14 protein-coding genes are annotated in these 17,931 nt (G+C 74.3%); 4 read left to right on the forward strand and 10 right to left on the reverse strand.

Going from position 1 to position 17,931, the window contains the following annotated elements:
- Positions 1-5 precede the first annotated feature (5 nt).
- Both J5Y04_RS42240 and J5Y04_RS42245 read right to left on the reverse strand, forming a co-directional pair.
- A complete protein-coding gene (locus J5Y04_RS42240; RefSeq protein ID WP_245205678.1) occupies positions 6-731 on the reverse strand; it encodes a GNAT family N-acetyltransferase in 726 nt (241 codons plus the stop codon).
- A complete protein-coding gene (locus J5Y04_RS42245) occupies positions 623-2,458 on the reverse strand; it encodes an IucA/IucC family siderophore biosynthesis protein (RefSeq protein WP_245205652.1) in 1,836 nt (611 codons plus the stop codon). Before J5Y04_RS42245 ends, J5Y04_RS42240 begins: the two co-directional genes overlap by 109 nt.
- A 330-nt stretch (positions 2,459-2,788) precedes the next feature.
- Between J5Y04_RS42245 and J5Y04_RS29375 the strand changes: the two genes are divergently transcribed.
- Positions 2,789-3,976 carry a hypothetical protein gene (locus J5Y04_RS29375; RefSeq protein WP_209415429.1) on the forward strand — a complete coding sequence of 396 codons (1,188 nt, stop codon included), beginning with the start codon at positions 2,789-2,791 and terminating at the stop codon, positions 3,974-3,976.
- Between the two features lie 39 nt (positions 3,977-4,015).
- Positions 4,016-5,176 carry a serine protease gene (locus tag J5Y04_RS29380; RefSeq protein ID WP_209415430.1) on the forward strand — a complete coding sequence of 387 codons (1,161 nt, stop codon included), beginning with the start codon at positions 4,016-4,018 and terminating at the stop codon, positions 5,174-5,176.
- A gap of 79 nt (positions 5,177-5,255) precedes the next feature.
- Here J5Y04_RS29380 and hflX read toward each other — a convergent pair whose 3' ends face one another.
- The 5 genes from hflX to miaA form a co-directional block, all read right to left on the reverse strand.
- Positions 5,256-6,764 carry a GTPase HflX gene (hflX, locus tag J5Y04_RS29385; protein WP_209415431.1) on the reverse strand — a complete coding sequence of 503 codons (1,509 nt, stop codon included), beginning with the start codon at positions 6,762-6,764 and terminating at the stop codon, positions 5,256-5,258.
- 147 nt (positions 6,765-6,911) lie between these two features.
- Positions 6,912-9,365 (reverse strand): HD domain-containing protein, encoded by a 2,454-nt coding sequence (locus J5Y04_RS29390; RefSeq protein ID WP_245205653.1) that lies wholly within the window; start codon positions 9,363-9,365, stop codon positions 6,912-6,914.
- 282 nt (positions 9,366-9,647) lie between these two features.
- Positions 9,648-10,556: a diaminopimelate epimerase gene (gene dapF, locus J5Y04_RS29395; RefSeq protein ID WP_209415432.1), complete on the reverse strand. Its 909-nt coding sequence runs from the start codon at positions 10,554-10,556 to the stop codon at positions 9,648-9,650.
- Between the two features lie 63 nt (positions 10,557-10,619).
- Positions 10,620-11,144 carry a hypothetical protein gene (locus J5Y04_RS29400; RefSeq protein WP_209415433.1) on the reverse strand — a complete coding sequence of 175 codons (525 nt, stop codon included), beginning with the start codon at positions 11,142-11,144 and terminating at the stop codon, positions 10,620-10,622.
- Between the two features lie 230 nt (positions 11,145-11,374).
- Positions 11,375-12,355: a tRNA (adenosine(37)-N6)-dimethylallyltransferase MiaA gene (gene miaA / locus J5Y04_RS29405; protein WP_209415434.1), complete on the reverse strand. Its 981-nt coding sequence runs from the start codon at positions 12,353-12,355 to the stop codon at positions 11,375-11,377.
- A gap of 166 nt (positions 12,356-12,521) precedes the next feature.
- Here miaA and J5Y04_RS29410 point away from each other — a divergent pair, with 166 nt between their 5' ends.
- Positions 12,522-12,785, forward strand: coding sequence for an antitoxin (locus J5Y04_RS29410; protein ID WP_245205654.1), 264 nt, complete (start codon positions 12,522-12,524; stop codon positions 12,783-12,785).
- A 130-nt stretch (positions 12,786-12,915) separates the two neighbouring features.
- Here J5Y04_RS29410 and J5Y04_RS29415 read toward each other — a convergent pair whose 3' ends face one another.
- Together J5Y04_RS29415 and miaB are read right to left on the reverse strand one after the other, a co-directional pair.
- On the reverse strand, positions 12,916-13,614 hold the full coding sequence (locus J5Y04_RS29415; RefSeq protein WP_209415436.1) for a class III extradiol dioxygenase subunit B-like domain-containing protein: 699 nt from the start codon (positions 13,612-13,614) through the stop codon (positions 12,916-12,918).
- 75 nt (positions 13,615-13,689) lie between these two features.
- The gene (miaB, locus tag J5Y04_RS29420; protein ID WP_307853364.1) at positions 13,690-15,192 is read right to left on the reverse strand and encodes a tRNA (N6-isopentenyl adenosine(37)-C2)-methylthiotransferase MiaB; all 1,503 of its coding nucleotides are present in this window, start codon (positions 15,190-15,192) and stop codon (positions 13,690-13,692) included.
- 116 nt (positions 15,193-15,308) lie between these two features.
- Between miaB and J5Y04_RS29425 the strand changes: the two genes are divergently transcribed.
- On the forward strand, positions 15,309-16,328 hold the full coding sequence (locus J5Y04_RS29425) for a TAXI family TRAP transporter solute-binding subunit (protein ID WP_209415437.1): 1,020 nt from the start codon (positions 15,309-15,311) through the stop codon (positions 16,326-16,328).
- A gap of 156 nt (positions 16,329-16,484) precedes the next feature.
- Here J5Y04_RS29425 and J5Y04_RS29430 read toward each other — a convergent pair whose 3' ends face one another.
- Positions 16,485-17,927, reverse strand: a complete 1,443-nt coding sequence (locus J5Y04_RS29430) for a HAMP domain-containing sensor histidine kinase (RefSeq protein ID WP_209415438.1) — start codon at positions 17,925-17,927, stop codon at positions 16,485-16,487.
- Between the last annotated feature and the right edge of the window lie 4 nt (positions 17,928-17,931).

The raw sequence follows: 17,931 nt of genomic DNA on the forward strand, positions 1-17,931 counted from the left end.
GTGTCCTAGGCGGGATCGGAGGGGGCGGGCACGGCGGGGTTCGCGGCGGGGCGGGGCGGTACGCGGTCGCGGACCATCAGGGCGGCCCGTTTGTCCGGCAGGTCGATTTCGGCCGTCGCCCGGAACCCGGCCCGTTCGAAGGCCCGGACGGAGCGCCGGTTCCGGACGTCGGGTTCGGCCACCACCCGCTCGCAGTGCGGCCGTTCCCGCAGGATGCGCTCGGCGAGCGCGGCGAGCAGGGTGGCGCCGAGGCCCCGTCCGCGGCGGTCGGCGGGGCCGAGCAGCAGGTGGACGCCGGTGTCGTCGGGCCGGGCGGGGTAGTGCCCGGCGAGCGGGTCGAGGTCGGCGCGGTAGATCTCCCAGTAGCTCATCGGGGTGCCGTCGAGCAGGCCGAGGCAGGGCGCGCTGCGGCCGTCGCCGTCGAGTTGGGCCCGGACGTGCCTCCCGGTGGTGGCGGGAGGGCCGGCGAGGTCCCAGAAGGCGGCGACGTCCGGGTCGTTCATCCACCCGGCGAGCAGGTCCAGGTCGGCCGGCAGCCGGACCGGGCGCAGCCGGAACTCCCCGGCTGCGGTGGGCATGGCGCCCCAGCCGGGGACGGAGTCGGCCAGGCTCACGGCGGGGGTCACGCGCCGGCCACCGGGTTGGGGATGTCGACGTAGACGGACTGGTTGGCGACCGGCCCGACCAGTTCGTCCATGCCGTTGATCCGGGTGAGCAGGTTGGCCTTGCAGGGCAGGGTGGTGGCGTCCAGCAGCAGGGCGGGCAGCGTGGACCTTGTGGCCGCGACCCGGGGGCCGGCGAGGAAGCCGCGCAGCGCGGCCAGCAGCACCGCCTCGTCGGCCAGCCGCTGGGAGCCGAGGGCGCCGATCAGGCCGAGGACGTGGTTGATGCCGAGGTAGTAGGCGAAGTGGTGGTCGATCACGTCGTCGGCGAGGAAGGTGTCGCTCTGCGCGCCGAGTCCGGGCAGCCGGCCGGTGAGCCGTTCGGCGGCGCTCTGCCGGTAGTAGAAGCCCTGGTTGTCGCGGTAGCGCCCGCCGACCGGCCAGCCCTCGGCGTCGAGCATGACGAGGCTGTTCTGCTGGTGCGCCTCCAGCGCGATGCCGGCCCGTCCGTCGAGCCAGAGGACGGGCAGGACGACGGCGTCCAGGTAGCGCAGGAACCATTCGGCGGCCACGGTGGTGAGCGGGCGGCCGCAGCGGAGGGCGAGGGCGCGCAGCGTGTCGCCGAGCCGGGACGGCACGGTGTCGCCGGTGCCGAGCGGCTGTTCGGCGACCAGTCCGGCCACGCAGAGCGCGCGCTCGCCGGGGGCGAAGGGCTGGGCGCGGAGCACGGTGTCCAGGCCGCCCGGGTCACCGAGGGCGGGGTGGTCGACGCCGATCCACGCGGGGTCGCGGACGATGTCGAAGCCGGGGTGGGCGGCCCGCCACTCGGCGGCCAGCCCGCTCTCCAGCAGCCGGTGCATCTCCAGGCCGCGGTGCAGCTCCTTGCGGAGGTTCTCCCGGCGCGAGTTGGTGATCCGCAGGCCGAGCGAGAGCTTCAGCATCCAGGGTGTGCCGGGCCGGTAGACGGTGCGCACCGAGGAGGTGGGGTACCAGGGCGCGCCGGCCGGGCCGAGGTCGTGCAACAGGCCGTCGGCGAGCAGGGCGGCGACGGCCGGGCGCAGTGCCAGCTCGCGGGCCTGCCAGGGGTGCAGCGGCAGGGCGGCTGTGCCGGGCGGCAGCGGGGCGCGGTCGCCGAGGAGCCGGGCGGTGATGAGGTCCGCGCTCTCGGTCAGCGCGGAGCCGGCGGCGAGGAGTTCGCGGTCGACGGCGTACCAGTGCAGCTGGAACGAGCCGTGCAGCTCCGGGGAGTAGGCGGCGCTCTGTGCGGGGCCGAGGCCGTCGCGGCTCTTGGGGGTGGGGTGCAGCGGGTGGCCGAGGAGCAGGGACTGCTCGGTGGCGAGGAAGTGGGAGCCCTCCGGCCCGCCGGGGGCCGCGGCGGTCCGGCGGTGGGCGAGGATGTCCGCGGTGCGGACGACGGAGTCGGCGACCCGGGCTGCGAGGTCGGCGACCTGGCCGGGGTCGGGGCGGGCGGCGGCCGCGGCGGCGAGCAGCGCGGCGGCGGTGACGGCGTCCACCGGGGCGTCGCAGGGGTCCCCCGGCGCGGCGGTCCCGCCGGCCGAGAGGGTGGCCGGGCCGAAGCGGTGCCAGCCGGCGGGCGACCAGTAGCGGACCGGGGCGCAGAGCCGGGCGGCGCCGCCGAGGACGGCGATCCGCAGCCGGCCGTCGGGGCCGGGCGTGGCGCCGGTCTCCCTGGCCCAGCACCGGAGCAGGGCTTCCAGGGCGGCCTGTTCGGCGGCGACGGCCGGGTCGGGGTGCAGCAGCGGGTCGGGCTGCGCCGCACCGGCCGCGGCGGGACGGGCCGGGGCCGGGCGGCGCGCCGGGCTGTGGGGCGGGGCTCCGGTGAGGGCGGTGCTCAAGGCTGCTCCTTGGGGCGCGTGGGGTGCGGACGCGCGCGGGTGGTGGAGAGGGTCTGGCGGGCGCTCGCACCGTCGCGTCAGGTAAGGGTTACCTATCCCTGACGGGTGATCACAAGGACGGCTCACTCGTCCGGGTGAACAGCGTGGATTGTTCACCCCTGAGGTGGGAGGCCCTGCTGTGGCAACGAGCCGACCGGGGGTTCGTCACAGATCGGTGACCTCGGGTCAGTTCCGGAACCCGGGGGTCGGCCGGTGCCGTCCTGGTCGCCAGTGGCAGACTCCAGGGCGGCTAGCCGCCGCAACAGGACCATCCAGGGGGAAGCGAACACCATGCCATCGATCCACCGGTCAGCCGTGGCCGCGGCCCTTGCCGCCGGAACCCTGCTCGCCGTGAGCGCCTGCGGCCCGGACGGCCCCGCCGGCGACGGGGGCACCGCCGCACCGCCGCCGTCCCCGGCCGTCACCACCGCCTCCGCCGCCGCGGGGGGCGGCGGCGTGATCGGCGGCCTCACCCTGCCGACCGGCATCCCGACCAGCCTGCTGGAGGGCCTGCCGAAGAGCTGGGACGACCTGAAGAAGTGGAAGTTCGAGGACTGGGACAACTGGGCGTCCAAGCACGTCTTCAACAACCCCGTCGTCAAGGACTTCTGGAACCCGGACAAGATGGGCGACTCCAAGCCCGCCGATCCGGCCCCGCCCACCGCCAAGCCCGCCGGCGACGCCGGGGTCACCGACCCCGAGCCGCCGGTGGTCAAGGCGACGCCGGTGGCCCGCCCGTACACCAAGCAGCCCTCCGGGAAGGTCTTCTTCTCCGCCGACGGCGGCCGCGGCAACTGCTCGGCCACCGTGATCGCCGACCCGGCGCACCCCGGCAAGAGCAACCTGGTCTGGACGGCCGGGCACTGCGTGCACCCGGGCAAGGGCGGCAACTTCTACAAGGACCTCGTCTTCGTCCCCGCCTACAACAACTCCGGTGCCTCCAGCGGCGGCAAGAAGGCCCCGCTGGCGGAGCTGGCGCCGCTCGGCACCTGGTGGGCCAAGGACGTCGTGACCTCGCCGCAGTGGACGGTCGAGGGCGGCGGCACCGGTGACGCCGCCAGCCAGTACGACTTCGCGGTCATGCGGGTGCAGAACCAGAACGACACCGGCAAGTCGCTGGAGGAGACGGTCGGCGCGGCCGTCCCGGTCTGGTTCGACGCCCCGCGCGACCAGCTGAAGGTCTCGGCCGTCGGCTACCCGCTCTACAAGCCCTTCGACGGGCAGGAGCTGTACAAGTGCGACGGGGGCAAGCCGGTCCGGCTCTCCTTCGACCCCAAGCGCCCGTCGATGCACACCATCGGTTGCACCATGACGCAGGGCTCCAGCGGCGGAGGCTGGTTCGCCCCGATGCCGGACGGCAAGCTCGCCCTTGTCAGCAACACCTCCATCGGCACCCAGGACCACACCTCGCTGAGCGGCCCGTACCTGGAGACGGTTGCCAAGCAGGCCCTGGACTACATCTCCCGCAAGCCGAAGTAGCCGGCCGCGCAGGAACCGACCGACGGGGGACAGATCACCATGCCACTCATCACCGCGGCCGGGCCCGGCCGCCGGGCCGCGACGGCCGGAGCCGCCGTGCTCGCCGCGCTTGCCCTCACCGCGACCGCCTGCGGGCCGGACAACGCGGGCAGCGCCGATGCCGCGGCCACCACGGCCACCACCGCCGCGGCCGTCACCACCGCACCCGGCAAGCCGGGCGTCACCCTGCCCGGCAGCCTCCAGGACCTGGCCAACTGGAAGCTCGACGACTGGGCGAGGTTCCTCGGCGACAACGCCTTCGTCAACGAGGTCGCCCAGGGCTTCTGGTCGATCGCCAAGATGGAGAACGCCAAGGGCCGGGCCACCCCTGAGTACTCGCACAAGACGGCCGGCAGCACGGTCGAGCGGGACGCCCCTCCGGCCGCCATCCCGGCCAAGCCGCAGCCGCACCCGTACAGCCCGGCGACGGCCGTGGTCGGCAAGATCTTCATGACCACGCCCGAGGGCGACTCGATGTGCTCCGGCACGGTGGTCTCCGACCCGGCCAACCCGGGGCGGAGCAACCTCGTCTACACCGCCGCGCACTGCCTGCACGACGGCAAGGGCGGCTCCTGGCTCAAGGACATCACCTTCGTCCCCGGCTACAACCGGGACGGCCAGGCCAGCCGGGGCAAACCGTACGGCGAGCAGCAGGTCTCCCCGTACGGGCGGTGGACGGCGGTGCGCGCGCTGGTCTCGCCGACCTGGGTGAAGGAGGACGGCGTCGGCGCCAACTCCCAGTTCGACTACGGGATCATCCGGGTCCGCAACGAGAACGGCTCCGGCCGGTCACTGGAGGAGACGGTCGGCAGCTCGGTCCCGGTCTGGTTCAACGCCCCGCGCGAGCAGATCACCTCGGCCTTCTCCTACGGCTACCCCGCCGAGCGGCCGTTCGACGGCATGGAGCTCAACCACTGCGACTCGGCGATCCGGCCGGGCCGGCTCTCCTTCGACCCGGCCCGCCCGCCGATGTACGTCATCGGCTGCACCATGACCGGCGGCTCCAGCGGCGGCGGCTGGTTCATCACCAAGGACGGCAAGCCGAACCTGATCAGCGTGAACTCGATCGGGAACCGCAACCCGTCCGAGTACATGGCCGGGCCCTCGCTCCAGGAGCAGGCGCGGCAGGCCTTCGACTACTTCTCCAAGAACGCGAAGTAGCGCCCGCGGCAACGCCGACGGCCCCGGTCTCCGTGCAGGAGAACGGGGCCGTCGGCGTGATCGCCGGACCGGCGGGGCCTCAGCCCCGCGAGGTCAGGGCGACCGAGAAGCCCTCCAGCTCGGCGGCCAGCTCGGCCTTCACCTTGGCGCGCAGCAGGGTGCCCTCCGCGGTGTGCTCGGTGGAGATCAGCTCACCCTCGGCGTGCACCCGGGACACCAGGGCGCCCTGCGTGTACGGCACCAGGGCCTGGACCTCGATCGCGGGCCGCGGCAGCTCGTCGTCGATGAGCTTCAGCAGCTCCTCCATGCCGAGCCCGGTGCGGGCCGACACCACGATGGCGTGCGGCTCGCGGCGCAGCAGGCGCTGGAGCACGTGCGGGTCGGCGGCGTCGGCCTTGTTGATCACGACGATCTCGGGCACGTTCTGCGCCTCGACCGAGACGATGACCTCGCGGACGGCGGCCAGCTGCGTCTCCGGCTCGGGGTGCGAACCGTCCACCACGTGCAGGATAAGGTCGGCGTCGGCGACCTCCTCCATGGTGGAGCGGAAGGCCTCGACCAGGTGGTGCGGCAGGTGCCGGACGAAGCCGACGGTGTCGGCCAGCGTGTAGAGCCGGCCGCTCGGGGTCTGCGCCCGGCGCACGGTCGGGTCCAGGGTGGCGAACAGCGCGTTCTCCACCAGGACGCCCGCACCGGTGAGCCGGTTGAGCAGGGAGGACTTGCCGGCGTTGGTGTAGCCGGCGATGGCCACGGACGGCACCTGGTGGCGCTTGCGCTCCTGGCGCTTGGTGTCGCGGCCCTTCTTCATCTCGGCGATCTCCTTGCGGAGCTTCGCCATCTTCTCGCGGATGCGGCGCCGGTCGGTCTCGATCTTGGTCTCACCGGGGCCACGGGTGGCCATACCGCCGCCGGACGAGCCGGAGCCACCACCACCCATCTGCCGGGAGAGCGACTGACCCCAGCCTCGCAGCCGCGGCAGCATGTACTGCATCTGCGCGAGCGAGACCTGCGCCTTGCCCTCGCGGGACTTGGCGTGCTGGGCGAAGATGTCCAGGATCAGGGCCGTCCGGTCGACGACCTTGACCTTGACCACGTCCTCCAGGTGGATCAGCTGGCCCGGGGTGAGCTCACCGTCGCAGACCACGGTGTCGGCGCCGGTGGCCGCGACGATGTCGCGCAGCTCCTTCGCCTTGCCGGAGCCGATGTAGGTGGCGGCGTCGGGCTTGTCACGGCGCTGGATGACGCCGTCCAGCACCTGGGAACCGGCCGTCTCGGCGAGCGCGGCGAGCTCCGCCATCGAGTTCTCCGCCTCCTCCAGCGTGCCGTCGGTCCAGACGCCGACGAGCACCACGCGCTCCAGGCGGAGCTGGCGGTACTCGACCTCGGTGACGTCTTCGAGTTCGGTGGAGAGGCCGGCGACTCGGCGCAGGGCTGCACGCTCGCTGCGGTCGTACTGGTCGCCGTCGTAGTGGTGGCCGAGGTCCTCGTCGATGGCCGCGAGGTCCTCGTCCATGAGGGCTTCCGCCCGCAGACCGTCGAGGCGGCGCGGGGCGTCGGCGTGGTCGCGGGTGTCGAACGTGGAGGTCATTCTGTCCTTTGGCTCGCTGGTATGGGGGCCTGTGGGTGCGACCGTACCGACGGTCACACCCGGAGTGTGCCCAGCTGCCGCCCCGTCTACCGCTCGGGCGAGATGCGAGCCACCCCTCGGGACCGCAGCCCCACTCAGGCAATTCTCTCAGTGCCCGGTGAACGCCGCGGACCGGCCGTGAATTCCCCATGATGGTCGCACGCCCGGTGCGGACGGGTCATCCCCATTTACCGCGCCGGACACCGCGCCGCCCTGCGGTTCCGCCGCCCCCGCCGGCTCGTCCTCCCCCTGCGGTTCCGCCTCCCCCTCCGGCTCGTCCTCCCCCTGCGGTTCCGCCTCCCCCTCCGGCTCGTCCTCCCCCTGCGGTTCCGCCTCCCCCTCCGGTTCCGCCTCCCCCGCCGGGGTACGGGTGGTGCCGCCGCCCTCCGGGGCGTGCGGGCGGCTCACGTCGTACACCCCGGAGACCCGCAGCATCGCCCGCATCACCGCGGTCAGCGCGCCCGGCTCGGGCAGCTCCACGGTGTAGGTGTGCCGCACCCGCAGCTCCTGCGGCGGCTCGACCTCGGCCGAGACGATGCCGACGCCCTCCCCCGAGATCGCCGCGGTGAGGTCGGCCAGCAGTCGGGGCCGGTTGAGCGCCTCGGCCCGCAGCGTCGCCCGGTAGCCGGACGGCGGCGCCCCGTCCGGCTGCCAGCGGATCTCCAGCACGCCGCGGCCGTCCGCCCGCATCCGCTCCCCCGCCGGGCAGCCGGTGCGGTGCACCGCGACGGCGCCGCCGCGGATCGCGAAGCCGCTGACCTCGTCCGGCGGCACCGGGGTGCAACACCGGGCCAGCCGGACCGGCGCACCGGGCCGGCCGGTCACCGCCACCGGGGCGGCGCCGCGCTCGGCGGTCCGGTGCGCGGGCGGCGCCGGCTGGCCGGCCGAGGGGCCGGTGCGGACGACCGGCACCCGCGCCGGGTGGTCGGCCAGCCACCGCTCGATGGCCAGCCGGGCGCCCGGGGTCCGGGCGTGCGCCAGCCACTCCGGGGCCGGGCCGGAGGGGTGGGCCGCCGGGTCGCCCTGCTCGGTGAGGATCGCCACCTGGTCACCGTCGCGCAGGACGGTGGAGAGCGCGGTGAGCCGGCCGTTGACCCGGGCGCCGATACATCGGTGGCCGGTCTCCTCGCCGAGCAGGTAGGCGGCGTCCACACAGCTTGCGCCGGCCCGCAGCTGAAGCGTTTCGCCGCTCTCGGTGACGACGGTGATCTCCCGGTCCCCGGCCAGGTCGGCGGTGAGCGCGGACCAGAAGGCGTCCGGATCGGGTGTCTCCTGCTGCCACTCCAGCAGCCGGCTGAGCCAGCCGGGCCGGGCCGGGTCGGTGCGGTCGAGCTCGTCCCCGCCCTGGTCGGCACCGCTCGCCCCGGGCTGGCGGGGGTCGCCCAGGGCGACCACGCCGGTCTCCGCGACCTCGTGCATCCGCCGGGTGCGGACCAGCACCTCGACCACGACGCCGCCCTCCAGCGCCACCGCGGTGTGCAGCGACTGGTACAGGTTGAACTTGGGGGCGGCCACGAAGTCCTTGAACTCGCCGGGCAGCGGGGTCCAGCAGGTGTGCAGCTCGCCGAGGACGGCGTAGCAGTCCGCGTTCTCCTCGACCACCACCAGCAGCCGCCCGAAGTCGGCGGGCTGCGGCCCCTGCGGCCGCCCGTCCGGGCCCGGTGCGGCAGCCCGCTTGAGCAGCACCCGGTGCAGCGAGACGCAGTGCCGGGGGCGGACGGCGACCTCGGCGGCGACCCCGGCCTCGGTGAGCTGGCGGGCCAGCGTCCGGGCGAAGGGTTCGAGCAGGGCGTCCGGTTCGGCCTCGTGGCCGGCCTGCAGGGCGCGGGTGCGGGCGTACTCCTCCGGGTGGAGGGTGGCGAAGACGATGTCCTCCAGCTCCGCCTTGAGCACCTGGATGCCGAGCCGCTCGGCCAGCGGGATCAGCACGTCCCGGGTGACCTTGGCGATCCGGACCTGGCTGGCGGGCCTCATGTGCCGGATGGTGCGCATGTTGTGCAGCCGGTCGGCGAGCTTGATCACCATGACCCGGACGTCGTCCCCGGTGGCGACCAGCATCTTGCGGAAGGTCTCGGCCTCGGCGGCGGCGCCGAAGTCCACCTTCTCCAGTTTCGTCACCCCGTCGACCAGGTAGGCGACTTCGGGCCCGAACTCCTCGCCGACCTGGGCCAGCGTCAACTCGGTGTCCTCGACGGTGTCGTGGAGCAGCGAGGCGACCAAGGTGGTCGTCCCGGCGCCGAGTTGGGCCAGGATCATGGTGACGGCCAGCGGGTGGGTGATGTACGGCTCGCCGCTCTTGCGCTTCTGCCCGCGGTGGCTGGCCTCGGCGAGCCGGTAGGCCCGGCCGAGCAGGCCGAGGTCGGCCTGCGGGTGGTGCCGACGGTGGGCCTGGACGAGCGGTTCGAGGGCGTCGGGCACCGGCGTGCGGCCGGTGGCCAGCAGGGCGGCGCGCCCAGCCCGGCCGAGTGCGGCCCGGCCGAGCCCCCCGAGGGGCCGCCTGGGCCCGGCCTGCCGTGCGGACGTCGGCTGCCCCGCGAGGGGCGGCCCGGCTTCGATGGTCATCGGCACCTCCGGCAGCGGTCACCGGTGGCGAGCCCTCGTTGCCATCCCGCCGAGGGGCGATCGACCCGGTGGTCCATGCTACCGAGCAGAGCACGTTCCGCGACGCCCTGCTTCCCGTCCGTGAGCCGGATCACCCGAACGGGGGGATTCGCCACTGCACGAAATGGGCAAACCGCCCGCGCCGGTCGGCGCAGGGCGGTCTCCGGCCCCTCGACCCGGGACGGTCACCCGGCCCGGGACGGTCACCCGGCCCAGGACAGTCACCCGGCCCGCGACGGCCGCTCAGCCCAGGACGGCCGCCAGCCACTGCGGGTCGATCTCGCCGCGGGCCACGATCACCGCCGGCCCGGTCTTCTCCACCCGGCCGTCCGGGTACTCGGTGATCAGCAGCCGGCCGCCCGGCACGTCCACGGTGTAGCTGACGGCCTCGCCGGTGACGGCCGGGTCGGCACCGTCCCGTCGGGCGGCGGCGACGGCCACGGCGCAGGCGCCGGTGCCGCAGGAGCGGGTCTCGCCGGAGCCGCGCTCGTGCACCCGCATCGCGACGTGCCGCGGCCCGCGGTCGACCACGAACTCGACGTTGACGCCCTCCGGGTAGACGCCCTCGGGGCTGGTGAACGGAGCCCGCAGCAGGTCGCCGGCGTGGTCCAGGCTCTCGACGAAGGCGACCGCGTGCGGGTTGCCCATGTTCACGTTGCAGGCCGGCCAGCGCCGCTCGCCGACCGTCACCTCGATCCCGTCCGGCCCCGGCAGCACCGCGTGGCCCATGTCGACGGTGACCTCGCCGGGCGTGCCGTCCTCGGCGTCCTCGGCGACCCGGACCGTCCGGAGACCGGCGCGGGTGGCGATCGGGAGCTCGCCCGGCTTGGCCAGCCCCTCCTCGACCAGGTAGCGGGCGAAGACCCGGATGCCGTTGCCGCACATCTCGCCGATCGAGCCGTCGGAGTTGCGGTAGTCCATGAACCACTCGGCCCGGTCGGCCAGGGCGGCCGCGGCCGGGTCGGCGGCCGAGCGCACCACGCGCAGCACCCCGTCGCCGCCGATGCCGGCCCGGCGGTCGCAGAGCGCGGCGACGGCCTCGGGGCCGATCACCAGCCTGCCGTCGGGGTCGGGCACGATGACGAAGTCGTTCTCGGTTCCGTGCCCCTTGAGGAAGGGCAGGCCGGCGGGCTGCGGGGAAGATTCGCTCACCCTCCCGATGGTACTGAGCCGCCGCCCGGGAGGGCCCGGCGGACCGCCTGGTGGGACCGGGCCTCAGTGCAGGTGGACGACGCGCCAGAGGGCGAGCGCACAGGCCGCCAGCGCGATCAGGGTGTAGATCACGATCGCCTTCCACCCGGCCCGCTGACCGGAGCCGCGGCGCGGCAGGCCCGGCCACTTGTACCCGGCGTGCCGGGCGGCCATCGCGCCCCAGCCGACGGAGGCGGCGGTGAGCAGCAGCCCGAGCATCCCGATCATCGCCGATCCGGCCCCGGCCGAGCCGAAGGCCAGCGGGAAGGCGAACATCAGCGAACCGGCGGTGGCCAGCAGTGCGATCGGCAGCGTCTGCCACCAGCGCAGCCGGCGACGCGGACGGATCTCCCGCTCGTGCACCGCACCGGCCGGCGCGCGGGTGTCCAGCGCGGGCAGCGCGAGCGCGTACGAGGTGGGTGCGTCGAGGCCGGGCAGCACGGGAAGGTCGGGCAGGGTCGACGCGTCGAGGTCGTCGGCCTGTGCGGTGGCGCCGCCACTCATGGGCCTGCCGCTCTGGCCGGTTTCGGGGCCGGTACCCGTGGACACGCGGCCTCCCCTGACAGATCGACACGAGTGCGGACTCGCGGCCGGGCGTGGCCGGCCCGCGCGGACCGACCCTTATGACCTCGATGATGGCATGTCCAGGGGGGCGTTTCCGGGCCGGACCGGGGTCATCGGGTGATCCGTGGCCATCACGTGATCCGGCCGTAACCGCGGGTTCGTCCTGCACGCCCACCTGCGCGCGCAAGTGCACCGCCGGTATGGCCGGATACCGCCTACGGCGCGGCCTGTTCCTGACGGTCGATCAGCTCCAGCGAGCGGGCGAGGAGCTCGGCGGGGTCCGCGCCGGCCGGGCGGGAGAGCCAGTGGATCCGGTCGTCGCGGCGGAACCAGGACTCCTGGCGGCGGGCGAACCGCTTGGTGGCGCGGACGGTTTCGGCCCGCGCCTCGTCCTCGGTGCACTCGCCGGCGAAGTGGTCGAGCACCTGCTGGTAACCGAGCGCCCGGGAGGCCGTGCGCCCCTCGCGCAGGCCGAGCTCCTCCAGCTCCCGCACCTCGTCCAGGAGTCCGGCCTCCCACATCCGGTCGACCCGCAGGGTGATCCGCTCGTCCAGTTCGGGCCGGGGCACGGCGACGCCGATCTGCACCGCGTCGTAGACGGCGGTGTTGCCCGGCAGGTTGGCGGTGAACGGCTGCCCGGTGATCTCGATGACCTCCAGCGCCCGGACGATCCGCCGGCCGTTGCTGGTCAGGATCGCCTCGGCGGCGGCCGGGTCCAGCTCCGCCAGCCGCCGGTGCAGCGCGAACGGGCCGTCTTGGTCGAGTTCGGCCTCCAGCCGGGCCCGCACCGCCGGGTCGGTGCCGGGGAACTCCATCTCGTCGATCGCCGCCCGGACGTACAGCCCCGAGCCGCCGACCAGGACGGGGGTGCGGCCGGCCGCGAGCAGCCGGTCGATCTCGGCCCGGGCGAGCCGCTGGTACTCGGCGACGCTGGCGGCCTCGGTGACGTCCCAGACGTCCATCAGGTGGTGCGGGACGCCGCCGCGCTCGTCGGGCGTGAGCTTCGCGGTGCCGATGTCCATGCCCCGGTAGAGCTGCATCGAGTCGGTGTTGATCACCTCGCCGCCGAGGCTGCGGGCGATCGCGACGGCCAGGTCGGACTTCCCGGCGGCGGTCGCGCCCACCACGGAGACGACCCGGGCACGGCTGGCGGGGGGCTGGACGGGACCGGGCTGGGCGGTACTGGAGCTGCTCACCGGTCCAGTCTCGCAAAACCGCCGCGGCGCCGGAGACCTCCCCGCCCCGCCGGTCCCATTGCGCGACGATATGACCGTTTCGGGCAATATCCCCAGTTGAGAACGGTTCGGCCGCGGGAGACGTTGAGCAGGACACAGAGAGAAGGGTGAGAACACCATGGGCCTGATGGACAACCTCAAGGGCAAGGCCGGGGAGCTCAAGGAGAAGGCGAGCGAGCTGGCCGGCAAGCACAGCGACCAGATCGAGCATGCGGTCGACAAGGCAGGCGGAGCCATCGACAAGGCCACCAAGGGCAAGTACAGCGAGAAGATCGAGCACGGCGCCAGCAAGGCCAAGGGCGCGGTGGACGACTTCGCCCACAAGCCGACGGAGCCGGGCGACGGCACCGCGCCGGGCCGCCCGTCCGGCGGTCAGGGCCCCTCGGCCTGAGCCCGTCCGTCCGGGCGCCGGCCCCGGCGGCACCCCCGCACCGGCTCCCGGACGGTCGGCTCCGGCGCGGTCGACTCCGAGACGGTCGACTCCGAGACGGTCAGCTCCGGGACGGTCAGCTCCGGGACGGTCAGCTCCAGGACGCCACGACGTAGCCGACGCCGTACGGCGCGTCCTGGTAGCCCAGCCGTGCGGTGAGGCCGGCGCCCTGCGCGGCGCCGGCCAGCACCTGCCAGGGGGCGCGGCCCTCGGCCTTCAGCTCGGCGGCCAGGCCCGTGTCCAGCGCCGCCAGCGCGTCCAGGTCCGCCGAGCCCAGCGCGTCGGCGAGCGCCGCGTCGAAGCCCTCGGCCCGCTCGTCCAGGTAGCCCGGTGCCTTCACCGAGCGGCAGGCGCTGCCGTCACCCATCACCAGCAGCCCGACCCGGCCGGCCAGCTGGGCCAGGCCCTGGCCTAGCCCCAGCATCCGGTCGGCGGGCGCGTCGGCGGGCACCGAGCAGGCGTGTGCCGGCAGGGTCGCCCCGGCCCGCTCCAGCAGCCAGGCGCCGACGGTCAGCGAGGGCGCCAGCTCCGGGCCCTCGACCCGGCCGGCCGGCAGCTTCACGACCAGCGGCACGCCGTAGCGGTGGAAGGAGCCGGCCCCGCCCTCGGTCCACACCTCGGCCTCGGGCCCGGTGCCGACGACCACGACCAGCTCCGGCCCGGCCGCGAGCAGCGTGGCCAGCGCCTCGTCACAGGCCGCGCGCAGCGGCTCCAGCTCGGCGGCGGCCCCGGCGGCGACCTCCGGGACGAGCAGCGGCGGGCAGGGGCAGACGGCGGCGGCAACCAGCATGCGGATCACTCTAACGAAGAACGAAAGCGGCCCGGCGGGATCGGGGATCCCGCCGGGCCGCCGTGCGCGGAGCGGTCAGTCGCCGCAGCAGCCGCCCGCCGGGGCGGCCAGGGGCAGCGCCGCCGGGACGCCCACGGTCGGCAGACCGAGCATCACGCCCGTCGGGGCGGGGGCGGCGGGCTTGGCCTGGCGCTTCTCCCAGGCGTCACCGGCCCGGGTGCGGCGCACGGCGAGCGTCGGTCCCTCGGCCAGCAGGTGGTGCGGGGCGGCGTAGGTGATCTCCACCGTGACCATGTCGCCGGGGCGGACCGGCTCCGACGGACGCGTGAAGTGGACCAGCCGGTTGTCGGGGGCGCGGCCGGAGAGCCGGTCGGTCTTGTCGTCCTTCTTGCCCTCGCCCTCGGCGACCAGGATCTCCAGGGTGCGGCCGACCTGCTTCTTGTTCTCCTCCCAGGAGATCTCCTCCTGGAGCGCGATCAGCCGGTCGTAGCGGGCCTGCACGACCGCCTTCGGCACCTGGTCCTCCATCTCGGCGGCCGGGGTGCCCGGGCGCTTGGAGTACTGGAAGGTGAAGGCGTTGGTGAAGCGGGCCTCGCGGACCGTGTGCATGGTCTGCTCGAAGTCCTCCTCGGTCTCGCCGGGGAAGCCCACGATGATGTCGGTGGAGATGGCCGCGTCCGGCATGGCCTCGCGCACCTTCCGGATGATGCCGAGGAAGCGCTCCTGCCGGTACGAGCGGCGCATCGCCTTGAGCACCGTGTCCGAGCCGGACTGCAGCGGCATGTGCAGCTGGTGCATCACGTTCGGGGTCTCCGCCATCGCGGCGATCACGTCGTCGGTGAAGTCGCGCGGGTGCGGCGAGGTGAAGCGGATCCGCTCCAGGCCCTCGATCTGCCCGGCGGCGCGCAGCAGCTTGGAGAAGGCCTCGCGGTCGCCCAGGTCGGAGCCGTAGGCGTTGACGTTCTGGCCGAGCAGGGTGACCTCGATGACGCCCTCGTCGACCAGCGCCTCGATCTCGGCGAGGACGTCGCCGGGGCGGCGGTCCTCCTCCTTGCCGCGCAGCGCGGGGACGATGCAGAAGGTGCAGGTGTTGTTGCAGCCGACCGAGATGGCCACCCACGCGGCGTACGCGGACTCGCGGCGGGTGGGCAGGGTGGAGGGGAAGGTCTCCAACGACTCCAGGATCTCGACCTGGGCCTTGCGCTCGACCGCGGCCCGCTCCAGCAGCGCGGGCAGGTGCCCGATGTTGTGCGTGCCGAACACCACGTCGACCCACGGGGCCTTGCTGACGATGGTGTCGCGGTCCTTCTGGGCCAGGCAGCCGCCGACGGCGATCTGCATGCCCTTGTGGCGGCTCTTGACCGGCGCGAGCTGCCCGAGGTTGCCGTACAGCTTGTTGTCGGCGTTCTCACGCACCGCGCAGGTGTTGAACACGACCAGGTCCGGGTCACCGTCCTGCCCGGCCTTCACGTATCCGGCGTCCTCCAGCAGGCCCGACAGCCGCTCGGAGTCGTGGACGTTCATCTGGCAGCCGTAGGTAACGACCTTGTAGCTCTTCAATCCGCTCTCACCGCTCACCAGACCAGGGTACGGGCAGCCGCGAAGCGCTTTTCCCCCGCCGGTCCCCACCCGTCCCGGGCGGCGCCGCGCTTCGGCCCCTCCCGTTCGGTGCGCGCGCCTGGCACTATCCCTCCATGGCCCCCAGTTCCGCGCCCCGACCCGGCGCCGCCCTCCGCGCGGTGCTGTGCAGCCCGCTCTGGCGGGCTGTGCTGGCCTTGGTGCTGGTGGCCGCGGCCCTCGGCGGCTGGTGGCTCTCGGCCGGCCGTTCCCCGGACTACCCGCGCGGACCGGTGGGCTTCGCGACCGGCGTCCGGGGCGGGGTGTACGACCGGTACGGGCAGCTGCTGGAGGCCCACGTCGCCAAGGCGATGCCCGGGGTGCGGCTGCAACTGGACAACTCGGAGGGCTCGATCGACAACCTGGCCCGGGTGACCGGCGGCCAGGACGACTTCGCGATCGCCACCGCCGACGCCGTCGCCCAGTACTCCGGGCCCGGCAGGGACCGGCTGCGGGCGATCGCCCGGCTCTACGACGACTACCTCCAGCTGATCGTGCCCGCCTCCTCGCCGGTCCACCGGACGGCCGACCTGAAGGGCCTGCGGGTCGGCGTCGGCCAGCAGTTGTCCGGGGTGAACCTGGTGACCCGGCGGCTGCTCGCCTCGGCCGGGCTCGACCCCGACCACGACATCCGGCCGGCCATGCTCGGCGTCGGCGACGCCGCCGAGAAGCTGCGCGAGGGCGGGCTGGACGCCTTCTTCTGGTCCGGCGGGCTGCCGACCGGCGCGCTCACCAGCCTCTCCGAACGCTTCCCCATCAGGATCGTGCCGCTCGGCGACCTCGCCGAGGCCGTCCACCGGGTCGAGGGCGGCGGCACCGACGCCTACCGGGCGGCCACCATGCCCAAGGGCACCTACCCGAACGCGCAGCCCGAGGACGCCGTCGCCACCGTGGCCGTGCCCAACCTGCTGATCACCCGGGACGACGTGGACATCGACCTGGTCCAGGGCATGACCCGGGCGGTGATAGACAGCCGTGACCAGATCGGTTCCGAGGTGCACGCGGCCCAGTTGGTCGACCTGCGCACCGCCGTCTACACCAACCCGCTCCCGCTGCACGAGGGCGCGGCACGCTACTACCGCTCGGTGAAGCCCTGAGTCCCTGAAGCCCCCTGCACCACCGGTGAGGCCCCCGGAACACCCGTGAGGCCCCGGCACCGTCGGCGAGGCCCCCGTACGCGCCGTACCCCCCTACGCGCCGTACCCCCGTACGCGCCGTACCCCGGCGCCGCCGGGCCGGCGGGAGGCCGGGGCCTAGGCCCCGCCCTTCTTCTCCGCCCGCGGCACCGCCAGCGTCACCGCGAGCCCGGTCGGCTGCACCGGGGCGAAGGCGAGCGAGCCGCCGCCGGCCTGGAGCAGGGTGCGGGCGATGGAGAGCCCGAGGCCGGAGCCGTCCACGTTCTGGTGACGCGTGCTGCGCCAGAACCGGTCGCCGGCCCGGACCAGCTCCTCCTCGGTGAGGCCGGGCCCGGCGTCGGAGACGGTCACCGCGACCTCGCTGCGCCGCACCGCGACCAGCACCCGCACCCGGCTGCCGGCCGGGCCGAACTTGAGCGCGTTGTCGATCACCGCGTCCAGCGCGCTGCCGAAGCCGATCGGGTCGGCCATGCCGAGCGCCAGCGCCGGGCCCTCCCAGCCGAGCTCGATCCCGCGCTGCCCGGCCACCGGCCGCCAGGCGTCCGTCCGGGCCAGGGTGAGCGCGGCCAGGTCGGTCGGCCCGGTCTCCGGGCGGGCGTGTTCGGCGGTGGCCAGCCCGAGCAGGTCGTCGAGCACCCGGGCGAGCCGGACGCCCTCCTCGCGGACCCCGCCGAGCTCCTCGTCGTGGCCCTCGGGCAGCTCCAGGCCCAGCACCTCGACCCGCAGCATCAGCGCCGCCAGCGGGTTGCGCAGCTGGTGCGAGGCGTCCGCGACGAAGGCCTTCTGCTGGTCCAGGGCAAGCACCACGTGGTCCGCCATCTCGTTGAACGAGCGGGCCAGGCGCTGGAGTTCGGGCGGGCCGCCGCCGGGGGCCACCCGGGCGTTCATCCGGCCGGTGGCGATGTCGTGGGTGGCCCGGTCGAGCGTCCTGACCGGGCGCAGCACCCATTCGGTGAGCCGGACGGCGAGCAGCACCGCGACGATCATGGCGGCCGCCTCGCCGGCCCCGATCACCAGCCAGCGGTGCAGCATCCGGGTGCGCAGCGCGCCGGTCGGGGACTCGCTGAGCACCACCGCCACCACGTCGCCGTCCCGGACCACCGGCGTGGCGATGGTCAGCGTCCGGTCGGAGGTCCACGGCCAGACCTGCGGCGGGTTGTGGCTGCGCCGGCCGTCCAGCGCCTCCTGGAAGGCCTGCGCACCGTAGCCGCCGACCGGCACCCGCCAGTCGGCCGGGGCGGTGGCGATCGGGATGCCGTCGCGCTGGAAGATGCCGAGCCGGACGCCGTACAGCTCGTGGTAGCGGGCCACCTCGGCGTCCAGCGCGCGGCGCCGGCTGAGGTCGCCGGGTGCCGGCTCCAGGTCCCCCTTGAGGGCGGAGTCCAGGGCGGAGACGCCCGAAGTGGGCAGGTCCTGGGCGAACCGGGCCGCGTCGTCGAGCCGGTCGACCACCACCCGGCTCTGCTCGGCGGCCGCGACCGCCGCGGCGAGCGGCAGCCCCAGGGCTGCCAGGACGCAGAGCATCAGCGCGATCAGGATGCCGAGCAGGCGGGTACGCACGTAC

This window comes from Kitasatospora sp. RG8, from assembly GCF_017813315.1.
Taxonomy (GTDB): Bacteria; Actinomycetota; Actinomycetes; order Streptomycetales; family Streptomycetaceae; genus Kitasatospora.

What these genes read in the sequence shown, in the direction of transcription:
- J5Y04_RS29375 (WP_209415429.1), top strand. Translation starts at nt 2,789, where the DNA reads ATGCCATCGATCCACCGGTCAGCCGTGGCCGCGGCCCTTGCCGCCGGA.
- J5Y04_RS29380 (WP_209415430.1), top strand. Translation starts at nt 4,016, where the DNA reads ATGCCACTCATCACCGCGGCCGGGCCCGGCCGCCGGGCCGCGACGGCC.
- hflX (WP_209415431.1), bottom strand. Translation starts at nt 6,764, where the DNA reads ATGACCTCCACGTTCGACACCCGCGACCACGCCGACGCCCCGCGCCGC.
- J5Y04_RS29390 (WP_245205653.1), bottom strand. Translation starts at nt 9,365, where the DNA reads ATGACCATCGAAGCCGGGCCGCCCCTCGCGGGGCAGCCGACGTCCGCA.
- J5Y04_RS29410 (WP_245205654.1), top strand. Translation starts at nt 12,522, where the DNA reads ATGGACAACCTCAAGGGCAAGGCCGGGGAGCTCAAGGAGAAGGCGAGC.
- J5Y04_RS29415 (WP_209415436.1), bottom strand. Translation starts at nt 13,614, where the DNA reads ATGCTGGTTGCCGCCGCCGTCTGCCCCTGCCCGCCGCTGCTCGTCCCG.
- J5Y04_RS29425 (WP_209415437.1), top strand. Translation starts at nt 15,309, where the DNA reads ATGGCCCCCAGTTCCGCGCCCCGACCCGGCGCCGCCCTCCGCGCGGTG.